This window comes from Allobosea minatitlanensis (genome assembly GCF_964020775.1).
The window spans coordinates 1,290,686-1,302,792 of record NZ_OZ224509.1; the positions used below are offsets into that span (position 1 = coordinate 1,290,686).

Consider the following 12,107-nt stretch of genomic DNA (forward strand, 5'->3'; position numbering starts at 1 on the left):
GGGAGGGCGCCACGCTGAGGCGGCGCTGCGCCCGGCTGCCGCGGCGTCGCAGCGGTTGCGCCAAAATCGGTCGTTCGGGCGGGGCGGCGGGAGAAGAGGGTAGCTGAAGTTTTAAGAAAGGCGCCGCTTCCTGTCCCGGGAGGCGGCCTCCGGCGGCGGCGATGCGAGGTCGCCGCGGACCGGCCCCGTCTCGAACGAGGGGACAGCACGATGCCGGATTCGATCGAGGACCAGATTGAGCGCATCCTGCGGGCCGATCTCGTGCAGCGCGACACCGGGCTGCAGGAGGCGCTGCGCCGCAGCGAGCAGGCGGGCGAGGCCGTCTTCCTGTTCGGGGGCGACAGCGCCACGATCCATGCCCTGCGGCGCCGGCTCCGGTCGCGCCGGCCGCGGCTGCGCCTGGCGGGCGTCTGCGACGCCGATTTCTCCGGGCCGGCCGGCCCCGGCATCCTCGCCCATATCGCCGCCTGCAAGCCCGATCTGGTCATCGCCGATCTGGCGCCGCGGCGGCATCGCGCGCTGATCGCGGAATTCGCGGCGCATGGCCTGCATATCGGGCTGGTCAACCTGCCCGGCACCTTCGCGCGCTACCTCGCCACGCAGCCGGGGGCGGCGGGCCTCGCCCGGCTGACGGCGAAGCTGCCGCCGGCGATCGGCCGGGCTTTCGGCGAGCTCGCCGGCCTCGCCCGCCTCTCCGGCATCCTCGCCCGCCAGCTCCTCCAGCGCGCGGCGCCCGCCGCCGGCGCGGGCCGGGCGGGCGCGCCGCGCCTGCCGGGGCGCCGGCTGCGCTCGAACGCGCTGTAGGGCGGGCTTCACCGTCACGGGACGCCGCGTTCGCGCGTGAAGCCGGCGCTCAGACCGCGTTGCGGAAGGCCTTCGGGCTGAACAGCGTGCGGAACAGGATGAGGAGGTCGAGCGAGAACGACCAGTGGTCGATGTACCAGAGGTCGTGGGCGACCCGATCGGCCATCTTCTCGTCGGTGTCGGTCTCGCCGCGCAGCCCGTTGACCTGGGCCCAGCCGGTGATGCCGGGCTTGACGTTGTGGCGGCGGGCATAGAGCGCGATCTTGCGCTGGAACTCCCGGTCATGCGCCAGGGCGTGCGGACGCGGCCCGACCAGCGACATGTCGCCCGCCAGCACGTTCAGCAATTGCGGCAGCTCGTCCAGATTGTAGCGGCGCAGGACCCGCCCGACGGCGGTGACGCGCGGATCGTTGCGCCGCGCCTGCGCGATCACCGCCCCGTCCTCGGTCGTGGTCATGCTGCGGAACTTGAAGATGCGGAAGGTCTCCTGGTTGAAGCCGTGGCGGCGCTGCCGGAACAGGACCGGCCCGGGCGAATCCAGCCGGATCGCCAGGGCGATCAGCAGCAATAGCGGCGCCAGCAGCACGAGCGCGAGCGAGGCGGCGAGGATATCGAAGCCGCGTTTGCAGGCGATCTCGGCCGGCGACAGCGGCGCCCGCGTCAGGCGCAGGCTCGGCAGCCCGCCGGCGCTGACGACATGCGGCCGCTCGAACCGGCTCATGATCCGCTCCGGCGCGAGATGGATGGCGACCGGCATGGTCATGAAGGCGTCGACGCAGGCCTCGATCGTCTCGTGCTCGGACCAGGGCACGGCGATGAAGACGGCGTCCGGCCGCTTGGCCCGGCAACTGGCGGCGGCGGCGGCGAGATCGGCGGCGAGCGCGGCCCGCGGATCGCGGCCCGCCGGCGTCGGCTGCAGGAAGGCGAGGTCGACGATGGCGGTTCCGGCGTTCCAGGGTTTTGCGCGCGAGACGAAGGCCATGACCTCCTTCTCCCGGCCGATCAGGAAGATGCGCTCGGCGGTCAGCCGGCCGGAACGGTTGCCGCTCGCGACCAGGGCGGCGATGGCCGAGCGGAACAGCGCGACCGCCGGGATGCCGGCGAGATAGGTCGCCAGGATCGCGGCCCGCGAATAGTGCTCCGCGATCTTGGCGAGGAACAGCAGCACCAGGAAGGCCACCAGCGTGATGTTCCAGGCCGAGAAGGCGGCGGTCAACTGCCCGCGCGGCGAGAGGTAGCGCTCGATCCGATAGCGCCCGCGCATCAGGTTGACGAAGAGGAACAGGGCCGCGAGCATGCCGGCGAGCTCCCGCGCCGGGCCGTCCCATCTCAGGACGCCGTAATGGACGAGGTCGTTGGCCACGGTCGCGGCATAGGCCAGGCCGGCGACCACGGCGATGTCGCAGAGCGCCGTCGCGGGCCCCAGCCAATGGCGCCAGTGGCCGGCCTTGCGGCGCGGCCGAGCCAGCGCGACGCGCCCCAGGTGATCAACGCTCATCTTCAATCCGTCCCAGCAGTCCCCGCCGCAGCCTTGGCCGGTCCGCCCGCTTGGGCCGGAGGACGGGGATGCGAGCGTCGTGCGGGCCACGGCAAAAGCCATGCCGGGGGAAGATGACCCGGATCGATGCTTTTTCCGGGGAGCGGCGTCCGGGACGGGGCGGGCAGGGAGAGGGCGCGGGACGGGGGGCGCGCGGCTGTGCCGTTTCGGAACGCCGCCTCAGGCGGCGCCGCGCAGGCGCCGGGCGAGATGGTCGAGACCCGTGGCGAGGGCTCCGCCGGCGAGCGTGCCCAGCGCCTTGACCCCGGCATCCTGAAGCCGGCCGTGGCGGCTCTGCTCGAGGGTCTGCGCCCATTCGAGCCCGACCGCGAGCAGCACCATCCCGGCCAGCACGAGCCAGCGCTGGCGCGGATAGGCGAAGGCCAGCATGCCGCCGGCCGCGAGATAGGCCAGGAAGCGCTCGATATCGGCGCCGGCCGTCGGGATATGGGGGCGCAGGTCGAGCGGCGACAGCGTCGCGAACAGGATGACGAGCAGGGCTCCCCAGCCGAAAACGGTGGCGAGGCGGCGCAGACGGTCGAGAGGATCGGTCAAGAAGGCGGAATCCGGAAGCTTCGGGCGCAAGGCGCAAAAGGCGGTGCAGCGGGCGGTTTATGCGCCGACCCGGCGGACATGGCAATTCCCGGCGCTCGCCGGCCGGCGCCGGCCGCGGCGGCTTGAGCGCGAAACTTATCCCCGGCGGCGCATGGGGCGGCATCATCCTGTCTCGAAACGAACCATCCCCGCGAGGCTCCATGACCGTCACGCCCCGTCTGCTGCTGCCGCTGCTCGCCGCCGGGCAGGCGCAGAAGCACGTCACCCATAACGACGCGCTGATGCGCCTCGACGCGCTGGTCCATCTCGTCGTCGACAGCCGGACGCAGGCGGCGCCGCCGGCCAGCCCGGGCGAGCTTTCCGCCTATATCGTGCCGGCCGGCGGCACCGGCGCCTTCGCCGGGCGGACCGACCAGGTGGCGCTGTTCGAGGATGGCGGCTGGAGCTTCCTGACGCCGCGCACCGGCTGGCAGGCCTGGGTCGCGGACGAGGCCGAGCACAATCTCTGGACCGGGGCGGAATGGCGCCGCGCCAGCCCGCTCAGCGGCCTCGGCGCGGAAAAATGGGGCGTCAACGCCACGGCGGACGAGACCAACAGGCTCGCGGTTTCCGCGGAGGCGAGCCTGTTCAACCACGCCGGCAGCGACCACCGCCTCAAGATCAACAAGGCCGGTTCCGGCGCGACGGCGAGCCTGCTGTTCCAGAGCGACTGGTCGGGGCGGGCGGAGTTCGGCCTGGCCGGCGACGAGGATTTCCGGGTCAAGGTCAGCCCGGACGGCTCGGCCTGGCACGAGGCGATCGCCGTCGACCGGGCAAGCGGGGCCGTCGCGCTGCCCGGCTCGCCCTGGGCGGCGGGGCAGAACCTGCTGGTCAATGGCGACATGCGGATCAACCAGCGCGGCTTCGCCGGCGGCGCGCTCGCCGCGGGCGCCTATGGCTTCGACCGCTGGAAGGCGGGGGCGGGCGGCGCGAACCTCTCGGTTTCCGGCTTCACGGTGACGCTGAATTCCGGCGCCGTCGTGCAGCCGGTCGAGCCGGCGGCCTGGGGGCTGGCCTCCTTCGCGGAGCTGCCGCTGACGCTCTCGGTCGAAGGGCTGAGCGGCGGCGATCTCGCGGTCACCCTCGGGAGCCGATCGGGCACGATCACGCCAGGCGCGGGGCGGCGCTCCGTCACGCTGACGCTCGCCGCCGGCGACAGCGGCGTCCTCACCCTCGGCCTGGCGCCCGCGGCGGGGGCGGTGAGCTTCGCGCGGGTCAAGCTGGAGCCGGGCGGCATCGCCAGCCACTGGACGGCCCGCCCGCTCGCGGCCGAGCAGATGCTGTGCCGGCGCTATCACTGGCGGCCGGCCGGCACGGTGCTGGTCGACGCCTATCAGGCCGCCGCCGCGACAGCCCGCCAGACCCTGGCGCTGCCGGTGCCGATGCGGGCGACGCCGAATGTGAGCTACGCCGTCTCGCAGGAGGTCAACGTCCAGGGTACGGATCGCGGCCTCGTCGCGGCCTCGACGGAGCTGGCCCATGCCTATGTCACGGCGCAGGCGCTCGGGCGGGTGCGCGCGGCCTTCGACGGCATCGCCTTCGACGCGGAGCTGTGAGGCGGCGGGGCCGTGGCCCTCAGTGAATCTCGGGCTCGGGAATCTTCGCCGTGCCTTCGAGGTAATCGAAGTCGCAGCCCTTGTCGGCCTGGCGGATATGGGCCGCCGACATCCGGCCCCAGCCGCGCGGATAGTCGCGGTCCGGGGGCGTCCAGGCGGCGAGGCGGGCGGCGATCTCGGCATCGGAGAGGTCGACGGAGATGCTGCGCGCCTCGACGTCGACGCTGATGACGTCGCCGGTCCGCACCGCCGCCAGCGGCCCCTTGATATAGGCTTCCGGCGCGACGTGGAGGATGCAGGCGCCGTAGCTGGTGCCGCTCATCCGCGCATCCGAGATGCGCAGCATGTCGCGCACGCCCTGCTTCAGCAGCTTCTTCGGGATCGGCAGCATGCCCCATTCCGGCATGCCCGGCCCGCCGACGGGGCCGCAATTCTTCAGCACCATGACATGGTCGGGCGTGACGTCGAGGGCCTCGTCGTTCACCGCCCGCATCATCGCGTCGTAATCCTCGAAGACCAGGGCCGGGCCGGCATGCTTCAGCAGCCGCGGCTCGGCGGCGGAGGGCTTCATCACGCAGCCATCGGGCGCGAGATTGCCCTTCAGCACGGCGAGCCCGTTCTCGGTCGAGACCGGCCGGTCGAGCGGGCGGATGACGTTGTCGTCATAGACTTCTGCGAGCGCGATGGTCTCGGCCAGCGGCCTGCCGGTGACCGTCATGGCGTCGGTGTGGAGCTTGCTTTCGAGCTGCTTCAGCAAGGCGGGGAGCCCGCCGGCATAGAAGAAATCCTCCATCAGGAAATCGCCGGAGGGGCGCAGATTGGCGATCACCGGCACCTCGCGCGAGAAGGCGTCGAAATCGTCCGGCGTCAGCTTCACGCCGGCGCGGCCGGCCATGGCGACGAGATGGATGATGGCGTTGGTCGAGCCGGCGACCGCCATATGCAGGATCAGCGCGTTCTCGAAGCTCTTGCGCGTCAGGATCCGGTCGGGCGTCAAATCCTCCCAGACCATCTCGACGATGCGCCTGCCGGCCATCGCCGCCATGCGCGGATGGGCGGAATCGGCGGCGGGAATGGCGGAGGCGCCCGGCAGCGTCAGGCCCAGCACCTCGGCATGGCTCATCATCGTCGCGGCCGTGCCCATCACCATGCAGGTGCCGTAGGAGCGGGCGATGCCGCTTTCCATGTCGCGCCATTGCTCGTCGGTGATGTTGCCGGCCTGCTTCTCGGCCCAGTATTTCCAGACGTCGGAACCGGAGCCGAGCACCTTGCCGGCCCAGTTGCCGCGCAGCATCGGCCCGGCCGGCACGAAGATGAAGGGCAGGCCCGCGCTGCAGGCGCCCATGATCAGGGCCGGCGTGGACTTGTCGCAGCCGCCGAGCAGCACGACGCCGTCGAGCGGGTGGGAGCGGATCGATTCCTCCGTCTCCATCGCCAGGAAGTTGCGATAGAGCATGGTGGTGGGCTTCTGGTACTGTTCGGAGACCGACATCACCGGAATCTCGACCGGGAAGCCGCCGGCGGCCCAGACGGCCCGCTTCACCGCCTCGGCGCGGTCGCGCAGATGGGTGTGGCAGGGGTTGACCTCGGACCAGGTGTTGATGACGCCGATGACCGGCTTGCCCATGAACTCCTCATGCGAGAAGCCCATCTGCAGCGTGCGCGAGCGGTGCCCGAAGGAGCGCAGGTCGCTCGTGCCGAACCAGCGGAAGCTGCGCAGGGTCTCGGGCGTCTTGCGGGGGCGGGACATGGTCGTTTCCTCGGGTCCTGGGCGGGAGCTTCGGCAGGCGCCGGCTCCGCTTCGTCTGCCGCGAGTTTAGACCTTGTAAAACGAGCGATACCAGTCGACGAAGCGCGCGATGCCATGCTCGATCGGCGTATCGGGGCTGAAGCCGACGCGGGCGGCGAGGTCGGAGACGTCGGCATAGGTCGCCGGCACGTCGCCCGGCTGGGCCGGCAGATGGCGCTTGATCGCCTTGCGCCCGCAGGCCGCCTCGACCACCGCGATGAAGCGGTCGAGCCGGACCGGGGTGTGGTTGCCGATATTGTAGAGGCGGAAGGGCGCCGCGGCCGTGGCGGGGTCGGGCCGTGCGGGATCGAAATCCGGGTCCGGCGCCGGCGGCCTGCCGGCGAGCCGCACGATCGCCTCGCGGATGTCGTCGACATAGGTGAAGTCGCGGCTCATCCCGGCTTCCGCATAGACGTCGATCGGCCGGCCTTCGAGGATCGCCTTCGTGAACTTGAAATAGGCCATGTCCGGCCGGCCCCAGGGGCCGTAGACCGTGAAGAAGCGCAGGCCCGTGGTCGGGATGCCGTAGAGATGCGAATAGGAATGCGCCATCAATTCGTTGGCGCGCTTGGTCGCGGCATAGAGCGAGACCGGGTGGTCGGCGCCGTCATGCTCGCTGAAGGGCACCTTGGCGTTGGCGCCGTAGACCGAGCTCGACGAGGCGTAGACCAGATGGTCGACGGGGTTGTGCCGGCAGGCCTCGAGGATGGAGAGGAAGCCGTCGAGATTGGCGCTGGCATAGGCGCGCGGGTTTTCCAGCGAGTAGCGGACGCCGGCCTGCGCGGCGAGATGGATCACCACCTGCGGGCGGAAGCCGGCGAAGGCGGCCTGCACGGCGTCGTAATCGGCGATGTCGGTGGGCTCGAAGGAGAAGCCGTTGCGGGGAAGCAAACGGTCGAGGCGCGCCTGCTTCAGGGCCGGGTCGTAATAGGGCGTGAGATTGTCGAGGCCGAGCACCGTCACCCCGGCGTCGAGCAGCGCCTGGGTGACGTGGAAGCCGACGAAGCCGGCGGCGCCCGTCAGGAGAACCCGTTCGAAAGGCCTGTCTCTGTCCAAGCGAAATCCTGCCGGCACGGAACGCGAGATGTCGCGCGGTCGGACCCGTAGTGAGGCGCTTCGCCGGGTTTGGCAAGGCGCCGGGCGGCGGGCTCAGCGCGTCTGCGCCGCCGCGAAGGCGAGGTTCTCGGCGAGCAGGGCCTCGGCCGCCTCCGGCGTCGGCGCCTCGACATAGACGCGCAGCTCCGGCGCATTGCCGGAGGCCCGGAAATGCACGGTCGCACCGTTGCCGAGCGTCAGCCGCAGGCCGTCGCGCCGGTCGCGCGCCGCGACGCCGCCATGGCTGGCGAAGGCTTCGTCGCGGAAGGCGGGGTCCTGCGCGTCGAGCCGCTCGATCAGCGCCAGGGTCCTGTCCTGGGGAACCTCCTGCAGCCGGTTCGACAGGGCGATGGCGAAGCGGGCTTGCGCGGCGATGGCGCTCAACGGCCCGGCTTCGCGCTTGACCAGCGCCAGCGTCGACAGGATCGGCAGCAGCGCGTCCCGCGTCGGCAGGGCGGCGAGGCGGCGGCCCTCCTGCACGACCTCGGAGCCGAGCAGCACGCCGCCATTGGCCTCGAAGCCGACGACGATGCCGGCGCCCTCGGCCGCCGCCTGCGCCATGCCGGCGATGACATAGGGCGAGCCGACGCGGGTGCGCACGACCGTCGCGAACAGTCCGGGGCGGTCCAGCGCCGAATTCGAGGTGACCGGCGTGACGATGGCGTCGGCGCCGAGGAAGCGCGCCGTCAGGGCGCCGACCAGATCGCCGCGCAGGAAGCGGCCGGCCTCGTCGGCGACGAGGGGGCGGTCGGCGTCGCCATCGGTCGAGACGATGGCGTCGAGCTTGCGCTCCCCGGCCCATTGCCGCGCCAGCGCCTCGTCCTCCGGCCTGAGCGCCTCGGTGTCGACCGGGATGAAGCGCTCGCTGCGCCCGAGCGGCACGGGGCTGGCGCCGAGCGCGGCGAGGATGTCGCAGATCACGTCGCGGCCGACCGAGGAATGCTGGTAGACGCCGATCGTCAGCCCCTCCAGCGCGCGCTCCCCGAAGAAGGCGACATAGCGGTCGCGGTAAGCGGCCATGGCCTCTTCGGACGCCGGATCGGTGGAGATTTCGGGCAGGGCGGCGAGGGCGAGCTTCGCATGCCAGGCGAGGATGCGGGCCTCGTCGGCTTTGTCGATCTCGCCGGCGGCGCGGTAGAATTTCAGCCCGTTGCGGTCGTCGGGGATGTGGCTGCCGGTCACCATGATGGCGGGCGCGCCGCGCCGCATCGCCGCCAGCGCCAGGGCGGGCGTCGGCAGGGCGCCGCAATCGATCGGGACGAGCCCGGCATCGGCGACGGCTTGCGCGCATTGCGCGGCGATCAGCGGGCTCGAGGCGCGCAGGTCGCGGCCGATCAGCACCTCGCCCCCCGGGCCGGCGGCGCCGTCCTCGCGCAGCATCGCGCAGAAGGCGCGGACATGGGCGTAGGCGGGCAGGCCGGCGAGCTCGCCGACGAGGCCGCGCAGGCCGGAGGTTCCGAATTTCAGGCTGGTCATCACGATCGGTTCAGGCGGGAGTGGCAGGCGCGGCGAGCCTAGAGCATCGGACCGAGAAGTGGAATCCGCTTTTCGGAAAAATCCGATGCAGCAGCAATGAGATAGATCATCGTTGCCGCATCCGGAAGGACGCGCGACGATCGCGCGCGCCCGTCGCGGCGCTGTCACGCCGCGCGCCTGTCGCTCTCGCCCGGCGCCGGTTCAGGAAGGGCGAACCGGTTTGGCCCGACCGGCCGATCATGCTACTTCGCGGCGGCGAAGCGCCCGCTTCCAGGAGGCAAAGATGAAGATCGTGATGGTCGGTTCCGGATATGTCGGACTCGTCTCCGGGGCCTGCTTCGCCGATTTCGGCCATGAGGTGGTCTGCGTCGACAAGCAGGACAGCAAGATCGCCGCCCTGAAGCGCGGCGAGATCCCGATCTTCGAGCCCGGCCTCTCCGAGCTGGTGCGCAGCAACGCCGCGGCGGGGCGGCTGACCTTCACCACCGATCTCGCCGGGCCGGTCTCGAAGGCGGACGCCGTCTTCATCGCGGTCGGCACGCCCTCGCGGCGCGGCGACGGCTTCGCCGACCTGTCCTATGTCTATGCGGCTTCCCGCGAGATCGCCCAGGCGCTCGACGGCTATACGGTGATCGTCACCAAATCGACGGTGCCGGTCGGGACCGGCGACGAGGTCGAGCGGATCGTCCGGGAATTGCGGCCGGACGCGGAATTCGCCGTGGTCTCCAATCCGGAATTCCTGCGCGAGGGCGCCGCGATCGAGGATTTCAAGCGCCCGGACCGGATCGTCATCGGCGCCGAGGACGAGCGGGCGCGCGCGCTGATGGCCGAGGTCTACCGGCCGCTCTACCTCAACAGCGCCCCGATCCTGAACACCAGCCGGCGCACGGCCGAGCTGACCAAATACGCCGCCAACGCCTTCCTCGCGACCAAGATCACCTTCATCAACGAGATGGCCGATCTGTGCGAGCAGGTCGGCGCGAATGTGCAGGACGTCGCCCGCGGCATGGGGCTCGACAACCGCATCGGCGCGAAGTTCCTGCATGCCGGCCCCGGCTATGGCGGCTCCTGCTTCCCCAAGGACACGCTGGCGCTGATCAAGACGGCGCAGGATTACGGCACGCCCGCGCGCATCGTCGAGACCGTGGCGGCGGTCAACGACCAGCGCAAGCGCGCCATGGGCCGCAAGGTCGTCGCCGCCTGCGGCGGCTCGGTGCGCGGCAAGACCATCGCCGTGCTCGGGCTGACCTTCAAGCCGAACACCGACGACATGCGCGATGCGCCCTCGATCGCGATCGTCACGGCCCTGCAGGACGGCGGCGCGACGGTCCGGGCCTTCGATCCGGAGGGCATGGAGCAGGCCCGGGCGACGCTGCCCGCCGGCGTGGTCTATTGCTCCGACGCCTATGAATGCGTCGCCGGCGCCGACGCCGCGGTGATCGTGACGGAATGGAACATCTTCCGCGCGCTCGATCTCGACCGCGTCAGGCAGGCGATGGCCGCCCCCGTCCTGATCGATCTGCGCAATGTCTACCGGCCGGAGCAGGTGCGCGCCAAGGGCTTCACCTATCTCGATGTCGGGCGCGGCAGCCAGCCGCCGCAGCCGGGCGCGAAGACCGCCGCGGCCTGACGCGGCCGACCGGGAGGCCTCGCCGCCGCCGGCAACGAAAAGTCGCGCTTTCGCCTGTTGAAAGGATGGTTAAGAGAGCGTAACCAGCGCGCGACATTCGACAGGCAGCCGGGGCGTCCCATGGCGATGAATCTTGTCGCCGACGGCGCGCTGCGCCGCGAGCGCGGAAGCCGGTTCCGTTACGACCGCGCCGGCCATGTCGCGGCGATCGCCGATCTGGCGGTCGTCACGGGCGCGAGCCTCGTCTGCGGCGCGGCCTGCGGCTTCCTGCGCGACGGCGCCTTCGCCTTCATGCCGGATTCGGCGGGGCTGGGGATCTTGTTCGCGGTGCTGTTCGTGCTGCTGATGCAGATCCGCGGGCTCTACCGGCCGGTCGCGCTGCTGCGGCCGCTGTGGCAGGTCTCGAACGCGCTGGCGTTCTGGATCGCCATCACCGCCTTCCTGACCGCGCTCGGCTTCGCCTTCAAGGCCGGGCACATGGTCTCGCGCGCGGCGACGATCTCCTTCGTCCTCATCGGCTTCGCCCTGGTCGCGGCGCTGCGCTTCCGCTGGCATGGCTGGATGCGGCGCGCGCTCCAGAACGGCAAGTTCGCCACCCGGCGCATCGCCCTCGTGGCCGACGCGGAGACGCTCGACCGCTCGGCGCTGGCGCAGAAGCTCGCGCCCTACGGGCTTTCGGTGGCGGCGAGCTTCAGGCTGCCGCCGGAGGTGGGCCGCGAGCCGGCGGCCCTGGCGGCCGCCCTCGCCGGCGCCGTCGCGCGGCTGCGCGGCTCCGCCATCGACGAGGTGGTAGTCGCGCTCGGGCCGGGCCGCTTCGCGCTGGCCGAGCAGGTCGTCGCCGGCCTGCGGATCCTGCCCCTGCCGGTCCGGCTGGTGCTCGACCCGCAGCTCGGCGATCTGGTGATGCGGCCGAGCCAGCGCTTCGCCCGCGACGTGGTCGCCGTCGAGATGCACCGGGCGCCGATGTCGGTGGCGGAGCGGGCGCTGAAGCGGGGACTCGATCTCGCCCTGGCGGGGACGGTCCTGCTGCTGATCGCGCCGCTGCTCCTGCTCGTCGCGCTGGCGATCCGCCTCGACAGCCCCGGCCCGGTCCTGTTCAGGCAGACCCGCAACGGCTTCAACAACCGGCCGTTCCGGATCCTGAAGTTCCGCAGCATGCGGGTGATGGAGAACGGCGACAGCATCCGCCAGGCCTCGCGCCATGACGAGCGGGTCACCCGGGTCGGGCGCTGGCTGCGCCGGCTGAGCATCGACGAGCTGCCGCAGCTTTGGAACGTCCTGCGCGGCGAGATGTCGATCGTCGGGCCGCGGCCGCATGCGCTCGCGCATGATTCCCATTACGAGAAGCTGATCGGCGACTATCCCTATCGCCAGCACGTCAAGCCGGGGCTGACCGGCTGGGCGCAGGTCAATGGCAGCCGCGGCGAGACCCCGACCATCGACAGCATGGCGGAGCGCGTGCGCCTCGACCTCTGGTATGTCGAGAATGCGAGCCTCTGGCTCGACCTGCGGATCATCGCCCGCACCGTCACGACGCTGCTCGACCTCAAGCATAGTTATTGACCATCGCCGGACCCGGCCGTTGACGATGCCGTGCCGGTGGGGCAGCTATCGGGCGCGGCGAAG

9 protein-coding genes are annotated in these 12,107 nt (G+C 71.3%); 4 read left to right on the forward strand and 5 right to left on the reverse strand.

What is annotated here, in order from left to right; translation table 11 throughout:
* Positions 1-210 precede the first annotated feature (210 nt).
* A complete protein-coding gene (locus ACWH43_RS06220; RefSeq protein WP_158448268.1) occupies positions 211-804 on the forward strand; it encodes a WecB/TagA/CpsF family glycosyltransferase in 594 nt (197 codons plus the stop codon).
* Between the two features lie 49 nt (positions 805-853).
* On the opposite strand, the gene ACWH43_RS06225 is transcribed toward ACWH43_RS06220, so the two are convergent.
* A complete protein-coding gene (locus ACWH43_RS06225; protein WP_260347602.1) occupies positions 854-2,302 on the reverse strand; it encodes an undecaprenyl-phosphate glucose phosphotransferase in 1,449 nt (482 codons plus the stop codon).
* Positions 2,303-2,521: 219 nt separating this feature from the next.
* Entirely contained in the window at positions 2,522-2,896 is a 375-nt protein-coding gene (locus ACWH43_RS06230; RefSeq protein ID WP_158444896.1) for a VanZ family protein, read from the reverse strand.
* Positions 2,897-3,096: 200 nt separating this feature from the next.
* Between ACWH43_RS06230 and ACWH43_RS06235 the strand changes: the two genes are divergently transcribed.
* A complete protein-coding gene (locus ACWH43_RS06235; protein ID WP_260347603.1) occupies positions 3,097-4,491 on the forward strand; it encodes a DUF2793 domain-containing protein in 1,395 nt (464 codons plus the stop codon).
* Between the two features lie 19 nt (positions 4,492-4,510).
* Here ACWH43_RS06235 and araD read toward each other — a convergent pair whose 3' ends face one another.
* From araD to ACWH43_RS06250, 3 genes are all read right to left on the reverse strand, one after another.
* Positions 4,511-6,241, reverse strand: coding sequence for an L-arabinonate dehydratase (araD, locus tag ACWH43_RS06240; protein WP_158444898.1), 1,731 nt, complete (start codon positions 6,239-6,241; stop codon positions 4,511-4,513).
* Positions 6,242-6,307: 66 nt separating this feature from the next.
* Positions 6,308-7,336, reverse strand: coding sequence for an NAD-dependent epimerase (locus tag ACWH43_RS06245; protein WP_158444899.1), 1,029 nt, complete (start codon positions 7,334-7,336; stop codon positions 6,308-6,310).
* Positions 7,337-7,429: 93 nt separating this feature from the next.
* Positions 7,430-8,857 carry a phosphomannomutase gene (locus tag ACWH43_RS06250; protein WP_375796979.1) on the reverse strand — a complete coding sequence of 476 codons (1,428 nt, stop codon included), beginning with the start codon at positions 8,855-8,857 and terminating at the stop codon, positions 7,430-7,432.
* A gap of 277 nt (positions 8,858-9,134) precedes the next feature.
* On the opposite strand from ACWH43_RS06250, the gene ACWH43_RS06255 reads away from it, so the two are divergent.
* A complete protein-coding gene (locus tag ACWH43_RS06255; RefSeq protein WP_158444901.1) occupies positions 9,135-10,481 on the forward strand; it encodes a UDP-glucose dehydrogenase family protein in 1,347 nt (448 codons plus the stop codon).
* 120 nt (positions 10,482-10,601) lie between these two features.
* Entirely contained in the window at positions 10,602-12,044 is a 1,443-nt protein-coding gene (locus ACWH43_RS06260; RefSeq protein WP_158448269.1) for an undecaprenyl-phosphate glucose phosphotransferase, read from the forward strand.
* Positions 12,045-12,107 lie beyond the last annotated feature (63 nt).

Excerpts from the sequence above, each read along its gene's own strand:
- ACWH43_RS06235 (WP_260347603.1), top strand. The coding sequence starts at position 3,097 with ATGACCGTCACGCCCCGTCTGCTGCTGCCGCTGCTCGCCGCCGGGCAG.
- araD (WP_158444898.1), bottom strand. The coding sequence starts at position 6,241 with ATGTCCCGCCCCCGCAAGACGCCCGAGACCCTGCGCAGCTTCCGCTGG.
- ACWH43_RS06260 (WP_158448269.1), top strand. The coding sequence starts at position 10,602 with ATGGCGATGAATCTTGTCGCCGACGGCGCGCTGCGCCGCGAGCGCGGA.
- ACWH43_RS06255 (WP_158444901.1), top strand. The coding sequence starts at position 9,135 with ATGAAGATCGTGATGGTCGGTTCCGGATATGTCGGACTCGTCTCCGGG.
- ACWH43_RS06220 (WP_158448268.1), top strand. The coding sequence starts at position 211 with ATGCCGGATTCGATCGAGGACCAGATTGAGCGCATCCTGCGGGCCGAT.
- ACWH43_RS06225 (WP_260347602.1), bottom strand. The coding sequence starts at position 2,302 with ATGAGCGTTGATCACCTGGGGCGCGTCGCGCTGGCTCGGCCGCGCCGC.